The organism is Sporosarcina sp. OR05, assembly GCF_041414805.1.
GTDB classification, from domain to species: domain Bacteria; phylum Bacillota; class Bacilli; order Bacillales_A; family Planococcaceae; genus Sporosarcina; species Sporosarcina saromensis.
In genome coordinates, this window is record NZ_JANKJL010000003.1 from 58,935 (window position 1) to 75,624 (window position 16,690).

Annotated in this window: 17 protein-coding genes and 1 tRNA gene; 16 read left to right on the top strand and 2 right to left on the bottom strand. The window is 45.6% G+C overall.

Going from position 1 to position 16,690, the window contains the following annotated elements:
- Positions 1–40 precede the first annotated feature (40 nt).
- The 7 genes from NRI27_RS07315 to NRI27_RS07345 all read left to right on the top strand — a co-directional run bounded on the left by NRI27_RS07315 (position 41) and on the right by NRI27_RS07345 (position 6,746).
- Positions 41–1,564: a tetratricopeptide repeat protein gene (locus tag NRI27_RS07315; protein WP_371390122.1), complete on the top strand. Its 1,524-nt coding sequence runs from the start codon at positions 41–43 to the stop codon at positions 1,562–1,564.
- A 101-nt stretch (positions 1,565–1,665) separates the two neighbouring features.
- Positions 1,666–2,613 (top strand): thioredoxin-disulfide reductase, encoded by a 948-nt coding sequence (trxB, locus tag NRI27_RS07320; RefSeq protein WP_317946877.1) that lies wholly within the window; start codon positions 1,666–1,668, stop codon positions 2,611–2,613.
- Between the two features lie 511 nt (positions 2,614–3,124).
- Positions 3,125–3,601: an NUDIX domain-containing protein gene (locus NRI27_RS07325; protein WP_317946876.1), complete on the top strand. Its 477-nt coding sequence runs from the start codon at positions 3,125–3,127 to the stop codon at positions 3,599–3,601.
- A gap of 5 nt (positions 3,602–3,606) precedes the next feature.
- Positions 3,607–4,494, top strand: a complete 888-nt coding sequence (rapZ, locus tag NRI27_RS07330) for an RNase adapter RapZ (protein WP_317946875.1) — start codon at positions 3,607–3,609, stop codon at positions 4,492–4,494.
- A gap of 5 nt (positions 4,495–4,499) precedes the next feature.
- Positions 4,500–5,477, top strand: a complete 978-nt coding sequence (locus NRI27_RS07335) for a gluconeogenesis factor YvcK family protein (RefSeq protein ID WP_371390124.1) — start codon at positions 4,500–4,502, stop codon at positions 5,475–5,477.
- 32 nt (positions 5,478–5,509) lie between these two features.
- The gene (whiA, locus tag NRI27_RS07340; protein ID WP_317946874.1) at positions 5,510–6,454 is read left to right on the top strand and encodes a DNA-binding protein WhiA; all 945 of its coding nucleotides are present in this window, start codon (positions 5,510–5,512) and stop codon (positions 6,452–6,454) included.
- Positions 6,455–6,488: 34 nt separating this feature from the next.
- Positions 6,489–6,746, top strand: coding sequence for an HPr family phosphocarrier protein (locus NRI27_RS07345; protein ID WP_317946873.1), 258 nt, complete (start codon positions 6,489–6,491; stop codon positions 6,744–6,746).
- Positions 6,747–6,842: 96 nt separating this feature from the next.
- Here the strand turns inward: NRI27_RS07345 and NRI27_RS07350 are convergent.
- Positions 6,843–6,914: transfer RNA gene (locus tag NRI27_RS07350), tRNA-Arg, on the bottom strand.
- Positions 6,915–7,220: 306 nt separating this feature from the next.
- On the opposite strand from NRI27_RS07350, the gene clpP reads away from it, so the two are divergent.
- Positions 7,221–7,820, top strand: a complete 600-nt coding sequence (clpP, locus tag NRI27_RS07355) for an ATP-dependent Clp endopeptidase proteolytic subunit ClpP (RefSeq protein WP_317946872.1) — start codon at positions 7,221–7,223, stop codon at positions 7,818–7,820.
- Positions 7,821–8,361: 541 nt separating this feature from the next.
- On the opposite strand, the gene NRI27_RS07360 is transcribed toward clpP, so the two are convergent.
- Positions 8,362–8,592 carry a hypothetical protein gene (locus NRI27_RS07360; RefSeq protein ID WP_371390125.1) on the bottom strand — a complete coding sequence of 77 codons (231 nt, stop codon included), beginning with the start codon at positions 8,590–8,592 and terminating at the stop codon, positions 8,362–8,364.
- Positions 8,593–8,727: 135 nt separating this feature from the next.
- Here NRI27_RS07360 and NRI27_RS07365 point away from each other — a divergent pair, with 135 nt between their 5' ends.
- From NRI27_RS07365 to gpmI, 8 genes are all read left to right on the top strand, one after another.
- The gene (locus NRI27_RS07365) at positions 8,728–9,306 is read left to right on the top strand and encodes a LemA family protein (RefSeq protein ID WP_371390126.1); all 579 of its coding nucleotides are present in this window, start codon (positions 8,728–8,730) and stop codon (positions 9,304–9,306) included.
- Complete coding sequence (locus NRI27_RS07370; RefSeq protein ID WP_371390127.1) at positions 9,303–10,121, top strand: TPM domain-containing protein; 819 nt, start codon at positions 9,303–9,305, stop codon at positions 10,119–10,121. The genes NRI27_RS07365 and NRI27_RS07370 overlap by 4 nt, the downstream gene beginning before the upstream one ends.
- Positions 10,122–10,206: 85 nt before the next feature.
- Complete coding sequence (locus tag NRI27_RS07375; RefSeq protein ID WP_371390128.1) at positions 10,207–10,434, top strand: glutaredoxin family protein; 228 nt, start codon at positions 10,207–10,209, stop codon at positions 10,432–10,434.
- Between the two features lie 530 nt (positions 10,435–10,964).
- The gene (locus NRI27_RS07380) at positions 10,965–12,005 is read left to right on the top strand and encodes a sugar-binding transcriptional regulator (RefSeq protein ID WP_371390129.1); all 1,041 of its coding nucleotides are present in this window, start codon (positions 10,965–10,967) and stop codon (positions 12,003–12,005) included.
- Between the two features lie 30 nt (positions 12,006–12,035).
- Positions 12,036–13,043, top strand: a complete 1,008-nt coding sequence (gene gap, locus NRI27_RS07385; RefSeq protein WP_317946665.1) for a type I glyceraldehyde-3-phosphate dehydrogenase — start codon at positions 12,036–12,038, stop codon at positions 13,041–13,043.
- A gap of 160 nt (positions 13,044–13,203) precedes the next feature.
- Positions 13,204–14,388 (top strand): phosphoglycerate kinase, encoded by a 1,185-nt coding sequence (locus NRI27_RS07390; RefSeq protein WP_317946663.1) that lies wholly within the window; start codon positions 13,204–13,206, stop codon positions 14,386–14,388.
- 15 nt (positions 14,389–14,403) lie between these two features.
- The gene (tpiA, locus tag NRI27_RS07395; protein WP_371390130.1) at positions 14,404–15,165 is read left to right on the top strand and encodes a triose-phosphate isomerase; all 762 of its coding nucleotides are present in this window, start codon (positions 14,404–14,406) and stop codon (positions 15,163–15,165) included.
- Positions 15,158–16,684, top strand: coding sequence for a 2,3-bisphosphoglycerate-independent phosphoglycerate mutase (gpmI, locus tag NRI27_RS07400; protein WP_371390131.1), 1,527 nt, complete (start codon positions 15,158–15,160; stop codon positions 16,682–16,684). The genes tpiA and gpmI overlap by 8 nt, the downstream gene beginning before the upstream one ends.
- Positions 16,685–16,690: the final 6 nt, after the last annotated feature.

Genomic DNA, 16,690 nt, shown 5'->3' on the forward strand with positions numbered 1-16,690 from the left:
CGTTTTATGCGTTCCTTCTAATTTTTTCGGAGGAATTTGATTGGACAAAAAACATAAGAACATCGACAAAAAAGTGATTTCATTTATTCCTGACGGTGAATTTTATTATCATAAAGGCGTCAAAGCGATGCAACGCGAACGCTATGATGAAGCACATAAATATTTACAACGGGCGGTCGAGTTAAGTCCGAATGATCCGCTCATTCTCATGCAATTCGGCATTCTTGTCATGGAGCAAGGCATGTTTGAAGAGGCGTATGAAATTTTAGCGGCTGCCCATGGTTTAGACCCGGAAGAAGAGGATATTATTTTCTATTTGGCGGAAGTCCACGCTCACCTCGGGCTTCTTCGTGATGCGAAAATTTACGCTGAAAAATACATTGCGTTAGCACCGGACGGCCCGCTTGCGGACGATTCGATGGAAATCATCGACTTCGCGGAACAAGAAGAGGCGTTTTTCAAAGACGAAGAAATGCCCGATGGCGAAGTGTATTTCTTGCAGGAGAAAGCACGACGTTCCATGGAATCCGGTGATTTTGAAGAGGCGATTAAAATCTTGGAAGCGATCATTATCGACTATCCGGATTTTTGGGCGGCTTATAACAATTTGGCGCTTGCCTATTTTTATGTCGGCAACATCGAGCCGGCAAAGGAATTGCTGTATGACGTGTTGGATAAAAACAAAGGCAACATCCATGCGTTATGCAATCTCGCCGTCTTTTATTATTATGAAAAAGATCAAAAGGAATTGGATCAAATGCTCGATTTGTTACTGAAAATCAAGCCGTACCAATTCGTCCATCGCTATAAATTAGGTGCAACGTTTGCGTTAGTTGGTAAACATAAGGAAGCATATGGCTGGTTGCGCAGCTTGCAGAAAAAAGGTTTTGAAGGGGATGCGGGCTATTATTTCTGGCTTGCCCATTCGGCTTATTTCTCAGGAAATGAGCAAGTTGCAAAGGATGCATATGAAAAACTCGTTGAACTCGATCCAAGTAAGGAAGGGCTAGAGCCTTGGAAAGATGTTCATTCATCCGTAAAGCCGGAATCGTATGAGCAAGATCGCGAGTTTTTGTTAAGTAAAATCGGAAACAAATATCGAAGTGAGCGTCTACTTGGCTTTTATTTGCTTGGCAAGTCGGGCCATAAGCAAGAAATTATTTCCCATCCTGCGTACATCGACTTGGACAAGCTTTCCGTCATGGAACAGTTGTTTTTAGCACATAGCCTCGACTATGAATTCACGATTGTGAATGAATTTGATGAGTCTTTCTTACGAGCAGTGCAAGCGACGGATTTATTGTACGCTGAGTACAAACCGCTGGACAAACAAGGGACGCATTTATTCCAAATGTGGTTTACCCTATGTGAAGTCGGGTTGCAACGCGCATATCACTTCCGCAATCCGAAAGCGTTGGCGGCGGCTGCCGATTACATGTTCCAGTCATCGCGCTATAAAGGCGTGACGAAAACGGCCATCGCCCGCATGTATGGCATTTCGCCTCAGACGTTGACGAAATATGTGAATGAATTGATCGAATTTCTTCCACATTTTAATCAATAAGGAGAAAAAGTCATTTATTTCATGCAAGCAAAAAAATTGAATGGCTCCTTGAAATCTTATACGATTTGAACAGTGGTATATGTAATGGAGGAGGAAGAACGATGACAACTGAGAAAATCTATGACGTCATTATTATCGGCGCTGGTCCTGCAGGGATGACTGCCGCAGTGTATACATCTAGAGCAAACTTATCAACATTAATGCTAGAGCGCGGAATTCCGGGCGGACAAATGGCAAACACAGAAGAAATTGAGAACTATCCTGGTTTTGAAACGATTTTAGGACCGGATCTTTCGAAGAAAATGTTTGACCACGCGAAAGCGTTCGGTGCGGAATATGCATACGGTGACGTTTCCGAAATTATTGACGGGGAAAGTTATAAAACAATCATTTCAGGAAGAAAAGAATATAAAGCACGTGCGATCATTATTACGACAGGTGCGGAATACCGTAAGATGGGCATTCCTGGCGAGAAAGAACTGACTGGACGCGGCGTGAGCTACTGTGCAGTTTGTGACGGAGCGTTCTTCAAAGGAAAAGACATCGTCGTTATCGGTGGAGGAGACTCTGCTGTTGAAGAAGGTGCATACTTGACGCGTTTTGCTAACAAAGTGACGATTATCCATAGACGTGATGAGTTGCGTGCACAAAAGATCTTGCAAGACCGTGCGTTTGCAAATGAAAAAATTGATTTCATCTGGAATTCAACGGTGAAGCAAGTGAACGACAAAGACGGCAAAATCGGTTCCATTACACTCGTGTCAACAGTGGACGGAACAGAAAAAGAAATGGAAACAGAAGGTATGTTCATCTATATCGGTATGGATCCGTTAACACGACCGTTTAAAGATCTTGGCATCTTGGATGAACACGGCTATGTCGTGACGAACGAAGACATGGAGACGTCCGTACCGGGCATTTACGCTGCTGGTGACGTGCGTCAGAAAATGCTTCGCCAAGTTGTTACAGCAACTGGTGATGGTAGTATCGCTGCACAAGCATGCCAAAAGTATATCGAAGAACTCGCTGAGAAATTAGCGGAAGTATAAGAAGAGAAATGAGCAAGGACGGAGAGGGTGTTTCCGTTCTTGCTTTTTTTTGTGGGTGGCGGGGGGACTATTTTGGGCATAAGCAGGCTTACATTGGGGATGTCAAGCTGGTTATTGGGTGAAAATTATCCGATTGAAAAGGTGAACGAACGCAACAGCGCGCAGGAGGAATATTTTGCGTGAGGGTACGCGGGCGGGATGTAAGTCGGAAGCTTCCCGCCATGACGCGATTAAAAAAAGAGGTTTTTAAAGCTAGTAATTGCAGAAAGTAGTTATGTTACTGGAATCTCTGGCAGTTGTAATAACATTAATGCAACCTTAATATTGTTGTAATGGTTCTGCAATACAGATGGGTTATAGTAAGAGTATCAATTTGACCCCCCTTTTTGATATAGCAAGTTGTTAAGGCTATCTACCGGTTTACCGGTGGGTGGTCTTCTTTTTTTTGTCGTTTGGTTGAAAAACATAGTATACTGTACGTACGCGTGTTGAAAAAAGAGAGGATATTTAAATGCAAAGAATTGCTAATTTACTTGTAGTCAAAAACAATCAAGTGCTGTTGTTGAAGAAACCGAGACGTGATTGGTATGTTGCTCCAGGTGGAAAGATCGATTCTGGGGAGTCCATTTACGAAGCGGCGGTGCGGGAGTTTGAGGAAGAGACGGGTGCAGTGCCTGTGAAACCGCATGTGAAGGGGATCTATACGATGATGATTGTGGATCCGGATACGAAGGCGTTGTTGAATGAATGGATGTTGTATACGTTCGTTGCGCACGATTTGACGGGGACGCCATATGAGTCGAATCGGGAAGGGTTGCTGGAGTGGCATCCGGTTGAAAGTTTGGAAACGTTGCCTATGGCGGAAGGCGATCGGGCAAACTTGTTATTTGCAGTCTCCCAATCTGGCGTGCAATATGGTACATTTTATTATACAGAAGAGTTCGAACTGTTGGACGAACGTTTGCAAAACTCGATGGAAGGTGATTGACGACAATGGAGAACGAATTACCGAATAGCGACGTGGAATTGGTCATCATTACGGGGATGTCTGGTGCGGGGAAAACTGTGGCGATGCAAAGTTTCGAGGATCTCGGGTTTTATTGTATCGATAATTTGCCGCCAGAGTTGCTTGTTACGTTTATTGACTTAATGATGAAATCCGAAAACAAGATGAGACGGATTGCAGCGGTGATGGATACGAGGGGCGGAGACTTGTTCGATTCGCTAATCGGTGCATTGGATGACATGATTCAAATGGATGGTGTAACGGTCAAGCTGCTGTTCTTGGAAGCGAATGATGAGACACTTGTTAGACGGTACAAGGAAACGAGAAGGTCTCATCCGCTCGCTGAAGGTGGCTTGCCATTGACGGGCATCCGAAAAGAGCGGGCATTGCTTTCGGAGTTGCGCGGTCGTGCGCGGTCCATTTACAATACATCTCAACTAAAACCACGAGAATTGCGTGAGAAAATTATGTCCACGTTTTCATCGAAAGGCGATACAGGCTTTTCACTGAACTTTATGTCATTCGGTTTCAAACATGGGATGCCGATTGACGCAGATGTCGTCTTTGACATTCGTTTCTTGCCAAATCCGTATTACATCGATGAATTAAAGCCGAAAACGGGTTTGGATAAAGAAGTCTATGAATATGTGCTAAAATGGAATGATACGCAAGTGCTGATCGAGAAGCTGTCCGATCTGTTTAAATTCATTATTCCTCAATATAAGAACGAAGGGAAATCCCAAGTTGTCATTGCATTTGGCTGTACAGGAGGACAACATCGTTCCGTTACACTCGCAGAATTTTTCGGTGCTCGGTTCAAGGAAGAGTATAAAACAATTATTACACATCGTGATGTAGAGAAGAGAAAGGGTTGAACGCTATGTTGCAATCCGGGGGAGAGAAAAAAATAGTCGTCTTTGGAGGCGGGACCGGATTGTCCACATTGCTTCGAGGATTGAAAAAGTACCCTGTAGAGTTAACAGCAGTTGTCACTGTGGCGGATGATGGTGGTAGTTCGGGTAGGTTGTTGGATGCGTACGATATTCCACCGCCTGGTGATATTCGTCAAGTGATGGCAGCGCTGTCAGAAGTGGAGCCGTTAATTGAAAAGATGTTTCAATACCGGTTTTCGATTTCGGATGATTTGAAGGGACATTCTCTTGGAAACCTTATGCTTGCTGCATTGACCGACATTACGGGTGATTTTGCCGGTGCGGTTGAAAAGATGGGGCAAGTGCTGAACATTAAAGGGAAAGTATTACCTGCAGCAAACCAAAGAATCACCTTGCATGCGGAGCTCGATGATGGCACAATTGTAACCGGTGAGTCAAAAATACCGGTATACGGACGGAAAATTCAAAAAGTGTATGTATCGCCTCAAGAAGTTGAGCCGCTACCTGAAACGGTGAAAGTGATCGAAGAAGCGGATCTGATTATTTTCGGGCCGGGTAGCTTATATACAAGCATATTACCGACAATACTTGTAAGGGACATACGAGACGCTGTTCTCGCATGCCGCGCGAAAAAGGTCTATATTAATAACTTGACGACGCAAGCAGGAGAGACGTTCGAGTATACAGCCTCCGAGCATGTGAAAGCGTTGTATGAGCATGCTGGAAGCGAATTCATCGATACCGTGCTGTTAAATGACACGGATGTGGAACGTATTTATCCGCATGATGAAGGGGCCGATGTACAACTCCCTGTCGAAAATGATATTGAAGCGTTGAAAGACCTTGTGCCGAACATTGTCGTAAAAGATATTTCAACGATGGTAGATGGCCGAATGATTCATGATGCCCAAAAGGTTGCGTCTTGGGTCATCGGCTATATGGAGCAACCAAACGTTAGCGAGTAGACTTGATTGTCGCCGAGAAAGGGGGGAATGTCATGTCTTTTGCAGCAGAAGTGAAGAAGGAATTGACGCAAATTGAAACGAGTGCTTGTTGTGTGAAAGCTGAAATTGCTGCATTTATTCGCATGAATGGTGCCCTTTCGTTTTCCAACAAACAGTTAAGTTTAGATGTACAGACAGAAAATGCTGCCATTGCGCGGAGGCTCTATTCGAATATTAAAAGGCTATATCCTTATAAAGTGGAGTTGTTAGTCCGGAAGAAAATGCGGTTGAAGAAGAACAATGTGTACATATGCCGTATTCGCGAAGGCGCTAAGCAGTTGCTAGAGGATTTGTATATCCTGACAGGAACGTTTCAGTTTAACAATGAAATCGTCCCGGAGTTAATTAAAAAGAAATGCTGTAAGCGGTCTTATTTGCGCGGAGCGTTTTTGGCTGGCGGGTCGGTGAATAACCCGGAGACATCTTCTTATCATTTGGAGATTTTCTCGTTTTACAAGGAACATAGTGAAGCGCTAGTGGAGCTGATGAATCTGTTCCATTTGAATGCCAAGTCAATTGAGCGGAAGAAAGGGTATATCGCGTATCTGAAGGAAGCGGAGAAGATTTCCGATTTTCTAAGCTTGATGGGTGCGCACGTATCCGTCATGAAGTTCGAGGACGTACGGATTTTGCGGGATATGCGAAACAGTGTGAACCGTCTTGTGAATTGTGAAACGGCCAATTTGAATAAAACAATTGGAGCGGCACAACGCCAAGTTGAAAATATAAAATTCATCCAGAATACGATCGGGTTGGATCAATTACCTGAACGCCTACAAGAGATTGCCCATTTGCGGATCACCCATCAAGACATTACATTAAAAGAGCTTGGTGAAATGGTTTCAGGTGGGACGGTTAGTAAATCTGGGGTCAATCACCGTTTACGGAAAATCGAAGAGATTGCAGAAAATCTGCGTGTTGGTGGCATTTTGAACTGATTGAGAATGTGAAGACGAAAGGAGTCTAGTGCGAATGGCAGAAAAAACAGTAGAAGTGAAAATGAAGACTGGATTGCAAGCAAGACAAGCTGCATTGTTTGTGCAGGAAGCGAATAAATTTACATCTGACGTGTTTCTGAAGAAGGAAGAACGTCAAGTGAACGCGAAGAGTATTATGGGTGTCATGAGTTTGGCGATTGCAAGAGGTTCATCGGTGACGTTAATTGCTGAAGGCAATGATGAAGAGCAAGCGATCGAAACCCTAACTGCACTTGTAGAAAAAGAAAACTAAAAGAAAAAGCCGTTTCGATTGTTGTGAAACGGCTGTTCCTTTGGACAAAAAAACCTGTAAACAGGCAGGGCCATTTACAGGTTTTTTATACGTTTACGCCCTCGGCAGGAATCGAACCCACATCTCAAGAACCGGAATCTTACGTGCTATCCGTTGCACCACGAGGGCATATTATGCGCTACTGCTTGTAGCAGACAAGTCCCATTATACAAATAGCGCGGCTTGATTGCAAGACTTATTTTTTGTGCGGTTGTCTAACATGCGAGTAAGTGGGGAATGTATGAAGTCTAGGCAGAATAAAGTAGGGAGAATCGGTATTGTCGTGCTATGGACGTTTTTACAGTTGTTGACGAGACGATTGCTGAATGCGTAATATTTGACCTTAATTGACCATAGTATGTATGATAGATGTACAGTTGAATAAAAGATTTCAACAGAACGATAATTTCGATCCAGTCAAAAGGAGGAAATAGGATGAATCTCATACCAACAGTTATTGAACAGACAACACGAGGAGAACGCGCTTACGATATTTATTCTCGTTTATTGAAAGACCGTATTATTATGTTAGGGAGCGCAATTGATGACAACGTAGCAAACTCCATCGTTGCACAATTACTATTCTTGGAAGCGGAAGATCCAGAAAAAGACGTATCGATTTACATTAATAGCCCAGGCGGAAGCATTACGGCTGGCATGGCAATTTACGATACGATGCAATTCATCAAGCCGGACATCCAAACGATTTGTATCGGTATGGCGGCTTCAATGGGATCATTCTTATTGACGGCGGGTACGCCAGGAAAGCGTTACGCGTTACCGAATGCCGAAGTGATGATTCACCAACCACTCGGTGGTGCGCAAGGGCAAGCGACAGAAATCGAAATCGCTGCGAAACGCATTTTGTTCCTTCGCGAGAAGTTGAACACAATTCTTTCCGAGCGTACAGGCCAACCGGTTGAAGTCATCGCGAAAGATACGGACCGCGATAATTTCATGACGGCTGAACGTGCGAAGGAATACGGTTTGATCGACCATATTATTACGCGCAGTGACATGAAAGATTTGAAGTAAGGGAATAAGTTAACTTAGGCTGTAGGCATACTTTGTATGTCTGCAGTTTTTTTATGCTTTTTTATGGGAGAGCTGGCGCAGTATGCGGCGAACGGCTGAGTAATGCGGAGTTCTGCCGAGTTATGCGGCGTTTTGAAGAAGTATGCCGCGTTCCGATGAAATATGCGGCGTTTGAAGAAAGCATGCCGCATTTGCAAACTGTTCTTGTTCCATAAACGTGGGTGGTTTCTTTGTGTGATGGATTAAATGAATCGCGCTGAATGGGTTTTGACAAATTAATGGTTTTCGTTTAAGTGACAGTAGAGAGATATGCGGCGTTTTGCTGGATTATGCGGCGAACGGCTAAGTAATGCGGAGTTCTGCCGTGTTATGCGGCAAACGGCTAAGTAATGCGGCGTTTTGAAGAAGTATGCCACGTTCCGATGAAATATGCGGCGTATGAAGGAAGCATGCCGCATTTGCAAACTGTCTTTGCTCCATAAACGTGGGTGGTTTCTTTGTGTGATGGAATAATGAATCGCGCTGAATGGGTTTTGACAGATTAACGGTTCTCATTTAAGGGAAACATCGTGAAAAAGAAGAATCGGTGATAAACGTGGGAGAAACGGTGATAACGTGTGCCGAACCGGTGATAACGACCGAGAACCGGTGATAACGTGCTCCGAATCGGTGATAACACGCCTAGAATCGGTGATAACGGAAATAGGAGCGTTCCAAGTTCATTGACCAAATCGTCTTTGCTAAAAAATACGAAGTATACTGCGTTTGACAACGAAACTTTCCTGGAGAGGGCTGAATCATTGGTTTGAAAAGTGCATTTCTAACATAGGCTTATGGTGGATAAGGACACGTTTAGTAAGCAGGCGATGTAGGGTATGGAACTATGAGTAAATAAGGGAGTGGTTGGATGAAGAAATTACTTGGACCGATTGGCATTATCATTGCAATTGTAGTTGTACTGGGTCTTATTTTCGTGCCGAGTTACAACAAGTTTGTCAATCTGGAGGAGAATGTGGATCAGTCGTATGCGCAAGTGGAGAATCAGTTGCAGCGGAGGTTGGATTTGATTCCAAACTTGGTGAATACGGTGAAAGGATATGCGAGTCATGAGAAGGAAGTGCTGACGCAAATTTCGGAGGCGCGTGCAAAGCTTGCGGGTGCAAGTGGACCGGAAGAGCAGGCGGCTGCGGATTCTGAGTTGTCGAGTGCGTTGAGCCGATTGCTCGTTGTTGTGGAGAATTATCCCGATTTGAAGGCGAATCAGAACTTTACGCAATTGATGGATGAGTTGGCAGGTACGGAAAACCGGATAGCAGTTGCCCGACAAGACTACAATACTGTCGTAGCTGATTACAATAAGCAGACGAAACGTTTCCCAGGTAGACTCGTCGCGTCGATGTTTGGTTTTGATGAGAAGGAATATTTTAAAGCGGATGTAGCTGCGAATGAAGCGCCTGAAGTTGATTTCGGAGATGACAAAGATTGATTCGTCGGACCGTCAGCTTCCTTTTAGCTGCTTGTCTCGTTTTGCTTATTCTTCCACGAGGGACGTTCGCAGCTGACATCCCTCCGTGGAATGCGGCGGATCAATATATCCAAGATCGTGCTGGGATTTTATCGAACGAGCAGAAAGCAGAATTGAATCGGCTCGGTAAACAGTTGGATGAAGGAACGACTGCCGAGCTCGTCGTATTGACGTTGCCGAGTATTGGTGACGAGCCGATTGAACAGTTCGCGGTCGATGCACTACGAGAATACAAACTCGGGAAAGCGGACAAAAATAACGGTGCGTTGCTCGTCGTGACGACTACGCCGAATTCTGAAGATGATCGTCATTTTGAGTTGTCCACGGGTTACGGGTTAGAAGGTGCGTTGCCGGACGGGAAAGTCGGTCGCATCATGGATGAAGTGGCGGTACCGTATCTAGAGAATGAGCAACCCGACCTTGCCATTATGGAAGCGTACAAATCGTATTACAACGAGATTGCTAAGGAATACGGCTGGAATGGTGAGTTGGCTGACGTTCAACCACTTGAACGTGGTGACTCTGGCTTAGGCATTCCGGCGCCTGTCGTCATTTTCATCATCATCGTCCTTATCGGCATGTTCTCCGGTGGTCGCGGCGGCGGTGGAGGTGGTCGTGGAGGACGCGGAAGAAGCAGAAGTGGTCCCGTCTTTTTCCCGGGCTCGTTCGGCGGCGGTGGCTTCGGTGGAGGCGGCGGATTCGGCGGCGGCTCTGGCGGTGGATTCTCAGGCGGTGGCGGCTCCGGTGGCGGCGGCGGAGGAGGCCGTAGTTGGTAATGAACAGGAGGAGGCTTGCAAATCATTTGCATGGCCTCCTCTTTCTTTTATACTAAAAGAAAATGGAGAGTCGAGGTGCTTTTTCATGCATGTGCAGTTTTATACGAAAAAAGGGTGTCACTTATGTGACGAAGCGGAGTCTATGATGAAGCTTGTACAAGAAGACTTTCCGCTTACTTGGACGACGATCGATATTGAGTGGAATGATGAGAAGCATGAGCAGTATATGCTGATGATCCCAGTCATTGAGAAAGATGGGGAAGTTCTGTTGTTTGGGTCTATCGGATATGTAGAGTTAATGGATTTATTTTAAACATTATCGGCTAAGTCGGTTTATTTGAATGAACGTAACTGCTTTTTGGTAGATGAAGTAGACGGATGAATGATGGGATGGAACTAGTTAAATATAAAATTTTTGTAAGTCTACCTTCACAGATTTATTGTGATTGCAATCGGAGAAGGTGGTTTAAATCATTGAGCATGCATGATTTTGATAGATGAATTATGGAACGTTGTAGATAAGTGGGATTACTAAAGTTAAGCCTACCTTTACAAGTTTATTGTGAATACGTTCGGTTAAATGAGTTTAATTCAATGAACATACATGCTTTTTTGCTAAATGAATGATTAATGTGATTCAGGGGAAATGAATAGGAGTAGAGACTATAGAAAATACGCTGTCGAAAACTTGATGGCGATGAATTTCCCCAAATAAACTAAAAAAGTTTGAATATACTAGTGAAGAGGTATATACTTGCAGTATCAACTATATTTTTTTGCAATAGGTGGGACAAAATATTAATAGGTGGGCAGAAAGTGTCCTGCTAGAAAGTGAGGCTTTCCGTGAACTCGAATATACTCGAGGCGCAACGAAAGCTTGTGCCAGAAATGGTGGATGTACTCCATCGACGTTATAAATTATTGACTTTCATTGAGATGTCCGGGCCGATTGGGCGGAGGCCGTTAAGTTTGCTTGCGGGTTTGTCGGAGCGCGAGTGTCGAAATGAGATGGAGAGCTTGCGCGAATTGGATCTCATTCGAATCGCAAAAGAAGGAACGACGATTACTGCGGAAGGGGCAAAAGTGCGGGCGGCTCTTCAGCCAAGCATCGATGAGTGGACGGGACACGGCTTGATCGAGAGAAAACTGCAGCGTTTATTGCACATCCAGCATGTGAAAATTGTGCCGGGCGATAGTGATGCCAATGATGCGGTGAAAAACTTGTTGGCGAAAGAAGCAGCGAACGAATTTACGGAGCGCATTGGAGACGGTGAAATAGTCGCGGTTACCGGTGGGACATCGGTTGCGGCCATCCCGCATTATATGCATTCGTTTGAACGAGCTGCGCACTTGCACTTCATTGCAGCAAGAGGTGGTGTGGGGAATGACATCGGCCTACAAGCGAACGTTATCGCAGCCTCGTTTGCCCACGCGTGTGGTGGGACGTATAGCACGTTTTACTATCCTGAGTCACTCAGTGGTGAAGCGCATGAAGTGTTCAAAAAGGAACCGACGGCGCAGAAGATGATCGATTTGTATGAAAAGACCGATTGTGTCATTCACGGAATCGGGGATGCACAACGGATGGCTGAAATGCGCAATACACCGAGCGAAGAAACGGAAAAACTGCAACAAGATGGCGCAAAAGGTGAAGCGTTCGGATATTATTTCGATGAAAATGGCAAGATTGTACACAGGATCAGAACAGTCGGCATTCAAACCGAGCAGTTGAAAAAAGTGCCGCTCATCATCGCCGTTGCAGGTGGCAAGGCGAAAGCGGACGCGATTGCTGCGTATATGGCGAGTGCGCCTGAGCAAACGCTTCTTGTGACGGATGAAGGGGCAGCACTGGAAATCATCCGTAAATTAGAGAGTACGTCTTAACGACATCAACCATACTTGGAGGGAATTCAAATGACATTAAAAGTAGCGATTAACGGATTCGGACGGATTGGAAGAGTTGTATTCAGAGAGGCAAGCAAGCACGAAGAACTTGAAATTGTTGCGGTTAACGATCTGACGGACGCACCGATGTTGGCGCATTTATTGAAATACGATTCTGTGCACGGAATTTTTGACGCGGAAGTCGGTTCAGAAGACAATCATCTTGTCGTCAACGGGAAGAAGATTAAAGTTTACGCTGAAAAAGACCCAGCGCAACTGCCATGGGGAGACTTAGGTGTGGACGTCGTCATCGAATCCACAGGTGTGTTCAGAGACGAAAAAGGGTTGATGAAACATATCGAAGCGGGCGCGAAAAAAGTGATCTTGTCTGCACCTGCGAAAGGCGATGTGAAAACGCTCGTCATGGGTGTCAATGAACACGAATACGATGCGCAAACGGATAAAGTCGTGTCCAACGCTTCTTGTACGACGAACTGTCTGGCGCCTGTCGTAAAAGTGTTGAATGACCAGTTCGGCATCGAACGCGGCATGATGACAACCGTGCATTCCTACACGAACGATCAACGCATTTTGGATTTGCCACATGACGACTACCGTAGAGCGAGAGCGGCAGCTGAGTCTATGATTCCGACGACAACGGGTGCTGCATCAGCGGTGACAAAAGTCATTCCCGAACTTAAAGGGAAACTTGATGGCATGGCTGTACGTGTACCGACGCCGAATGTGTCACTTGTCGATTTCGTTGTGGAACTGTCAAAAGACGTTACAGTGGAAGATGTGAATGCTGCACTGAAGCATGCATCTGAAAATGAATTGAAAAACATTCTTTACTATAATGAAATTCCACTCGTCTCAAGAGACTACAATGGCAACACGGCTTCATCCACAGTTGACGCACTTTCTACGATGGTGTTGGATAACAACATGGTGAAAGTTATTTCTTGGTATGACAACGAGTCGGGCTACTCTGCACGTTGCATCGACTTGGCGCTATACATGCAAAAACAAGGCATTTGAGGCCAATCAATATAAATCATAGCCAATCGATAGGCTACACCTTATAATAGATAAATGGGTAGGAGGAACGGTGTACAACCCGTTCCTCCTTTTTACTAGCGTGCGTATGAAACAGCTCACTGTTCGTACGCGTTACTACTCTTGGAGGTGTGCAGTTTACATGAATGCCAAACAGACGATCAAGGATATGGACCTAACAGGAAAGCGCGTATTTTGCCGGGTGGATTTCAATGTCCCGATGGAAAACGGTACAGTGACGGACGATACAAGAATCCGTGCAGCCGTACCGACGATTACGTATTTGGTCCAAACGGGCGCAAAAGTCATTTTAGCGAGTCATTTAGGGAGACCAAAAGGGGAAGTGAAAGAGGAATTACGCCTCTCAGCTGTTGGTGAACGATTGGCTGAACTTCTTGGTAAACACGTGACGAAGCTTGACGACTCGATTGGAGCAGACGTAGAACAAGCAGTAGCTGCGATGAACGATGGCGACGTTGTGTTGCTTGAAAACGTCCGTTTCCATGCAGGGGAAGAGAAAAACGACGCGGAACTTGCGAAGCAATTTGCTGCACTTGCGGATGTGTTCGTCAACGATGCGTTCGGTGCAGCTCACCGTGCACATGCGTCCACTGCTGGAATTGCTGCGCATATCCCTGCGGTAAGTGGTTTCTTGCTCCAAAAGGAACTGGATGTCCTTGGCAAAGCGTTATCGGATCCGGATCGTCCTTTTACTGCGATTATCGGAGGTGCGAAAGTAAAGGACAAGATTGGTGTCATTGATAATTTGTTGGACAACGTCGACAATTTATTGATCGGTGGCGGTCTTTCCTATACATTTACAAAAGCACAAGGATATGAAACAGGCAATTCACTTGTTGAAGAAGATAAGATTGAACTCGCACAGTCGTTTATTCAAAAAGCGAAAGAAAAGAACGTCAATTTGTATTTGCCGATCGATGCGGTCGTCGCGGATGCATTTTCTGAAGAGGCGAACGTCCAAACCGTGAAAATCGATGCGATTGAATCCGGTTGGATGGGGCTCGATATCGGACCTGAAACTGCTGCATTGTATGCGGACGTAATCCGCAACTCGAAACTTGTCATTTGGAACGGGCCGATGGGCGTATTTGAAATGGCGCCGTTTTCAGCTGGAACGAAAGAAGTGGCATTGGCAATGGCAGAAACCGAAGCATATACCGTAATCGGTGGTGGTGATTCTGCTGCAGCTGTTGAGAAATTTGACGTTGCGGAGAAGATGGATCACGTGTCTACAGGTGGAGGCGCTTCCTTGGAATTTATGGAAGGGAAAGAACTTCCGGGTGTAACGGTATTGAAAGATCGATAATTAGGAGGGAAAACTTTGCGGAAACGAATCATTGCAGGAAACTGGAAGATGTATAAGACGATGGAGGAAGCGAAGCAATTTGTTACAGAAGTGAACGAACGCTTGCCGCAGTCCGAACAAGTCGACGCAGTCGTTTGCCCACCTTCACTCTATTTGGCAGCGCTTCAGTCAATGACGGAAGGCCGTTCATTGCAAATCGGTGCGCAAACGATGCATGACGTGGCGGAGGGCGCATTTACAGGCGAAGTAAGCCCGAAGATGTTAGCGGCATTGCACATTCCGTATGTCATTTTAGGGCATTCGGAGCGTCGTCAATATTTCAATGAAACCGATGAAACGGTGAACAAGAAAGTGCTTGCAGCATTTGCGAATCAATTGACACCAATCGTTTGTGTTGGGGAAAGCCTTGCTGAACGGGAAGCAGAAAAAACGGTAGAAACAGTTGCTTTGCAAGTACAGAAAGCATTTGAAGGCGTGTCAGCAGAGCAAGCGAAAAATGCGATCATTGCGTACGAACCAATTTGGGCAATCGGTACAGGCAAAACAGCGACTGCCGAAGATGCGAATATTGTTTGTGAAGCAATCCGTGTGGAAATCGATCACTTGTATGATGAACAGACAGCTGCAGCAATCCGCATTCAATACGGCGGCAGTGTAAAGCCAGGCAATTTAGGCGAGTTGCTGTCCATGGAACATATCGACGGTGCGCTTGTCGGTGGCGCAAGCCTTGAAGCAGATTCATTCGTGAAAATGATTGAGGTTGCAAGCCATGCCTAAAGCACCTGTTGCATTGATCATCTTAGACGGTTTCGGATTGCGGGATGAAAAGTATGGCAATGCGGTAGCGCAAGCGAACACGCCGAATTTCGATATTTTATGGAACAACTATCCTCATTCGACGCTTACAGCTTGTGGTGAAGCGGTCGGTCTTCCGGAAGGCCAAATGGGCAATTCGGAAGTCGGCCACTTGAATATAGGAGCGGGTAGAATTGTCTACCAAAGCTTAACGCGCATTAATAAATCGATCAAAGACGGCGATTTCATGACGAATGCAGCGTTGCTTCGTGCAATTGAACATGTGAAACAGAAAGGCTCTGCGCTTCATCTGATGGGCTTGCTGTCCGATGGTGGTGTACATAGCCACTATGAGCATTTATTCGCACTGCTTCGTCTTGCGAAAATGAACGGCATCGAAAAAGTATATGTCCATGCATTTTTAGATGGCCGGGATGTAGGTCCGCAAACTGCACCTGGCTATATCGAGAAGACCGAAGAAGTGATGGAAGGTATCGGTGTCGGCAAGATTGCTACGGTATCCGGACGCTATTACGCAATGGACCGCGATAAACGGTGGGACCGCGTAGAAAGTGCGTACCGTGCGATTGTCGACGGAGAAGGGGCTCGTTTTCAAACGGCGATGGCAGGAGTTTTAGCTTCTTATGACGAACTAGTACATGATGAATTCGTGATCCCGTTTGTCGTGGAGCAAGACGGACAACCTGTCGCAACGATTGAAGATGAAGATGCGGTCGTTTTCTTTAACTTCAGACCGGACCGTGCGATTCAATTGTCACGGGCATTCACGGATACGAAGTTTGACGGCTTCCATACCGGACCAAAATCATTGGAACAAGTAAAATTCGTGACGTTTACACATTATAGTGAAGACGTACAGGCGGATGTCGTGTTTACGAATGTCGACTTGACCAACACACTTGGTGAAGTGCTGTCGAACAATGGACTCCGTCAATTGCGTATTGCGGAAACTGAGAAATATCCTCATGTAACATTTTTCATGAGTGGCGGTCGGGAAGAAGAGTTCGAAGGTGAAACAAGGATTTTAATTGCTAGTCCGAAAGTGGCCACGTATGACTTGAAGCCGGAAATGAGTGCTGTCGAAGTGACGGAAGCGCTACTTGCGGAAATTGAAGCGGATCGACAAGATGCGATTATCCTCAATTTCGCGAATCCAGATATGGTCGGCCATAGCGGCTTGCTCGAACCGACGATCAAAGCGATTGAAACAGTCGATGTGTGCCTCGGTAGAATCATCGATGCGCTCTTACTGAAAGGCGGAACAGCGATTGTCACTGCGGACCACGGTAATTCTGATGAGGTCGTGACGCTAGAAGGCAAACCGATGACGGCGCATACGACAAATCCAGTGCCGGTCATCATTACAAAGACCGACATTGACCTTCGTGAAGGCGGTATCTTATCCGATCTTGCGCCGACAATGTTGAAACTGCTAGATATTGAACAACCGGCAGACATGTCCGGAACACCATTATTCTAATTAAAG

Coding starts and splice junctions, on each gene's coding strand:
- trxB (WP_317946877.1), top strand. CDS start 1,666: ATGACAACTGAGAAAATCTATGACGTCATTATTATCGGCGCTGGTCCT.
- NRI27_RS07325 (WP_317946876.1), top strand. CDS start 3,125: ATGCAAAGAATTGCTAATTTACTTGTAGTCAAAAACAATCAAGTGCTG.
- rapZ (WP_317946875.1), top strand. CDS start 3,607: ATGGAGAACGAATTACCGAATAGCGACGTGGAATTGGTCATCATTACG.
- NRI27_RS07335 (WP_371390124.1), top strand. CDS start 4,500: ATGTTGCAATCCGGGGGAGAGAAAAAAATAGTCGTCTTTGGAGGCGGG.
- whiA (WP_317946874.1), top strand. CDS start 5,510: ATGTCTTTTGCAGCAGAAGTGAAGAAGGAATTGACGCAAATTGAAACG.
- NRI27_RS07345 (WP_317946873.1), top strand. CDS start 6,489: ATGGCAGAAAAAACAGTAGAAGTGAAAATGAAGACTGGATTGCAAGCA.
- clpP (WP_317946872.1), top strand. CDS start 7,221: ATGAATCTCATACCAACAGTTATTGAACAGACAACACGAGGAGAACGC.
- NRI27_RS07365 (WP_371390126.1), top strand. CDS start 8,728: ATGAAGAAATTACTTGGACCGATTGGCATTATCATTGCAATTGTAGTT.
- NRI27_RS07375 (WP_371390128.1), top strand. CDS start 10,207: ATGCATGTGCAGTTTTATACGAAAAAAGGGTGTCACTTATGTGACGAA.
- gap (WP_317946665.1), top strand. CDS start 12,036: ATGACATTAAAAGTAGCGATTAACGGATTCGGACGGATTGGAAGAGTT.
- NRI27_RS07390 (WP_317946663.1), top strand. CDS start 13,204: ATGAATGCCAAACAGACGATCAAGGATATGGACCTAACAGGAAAGCGC.
- gpmI (WP_371390131.1), top strand. CDS start 15,158: ATGCCTAAAGCACCTGTTGCATTGATCATCTTAGACGGTTTCGGATTG.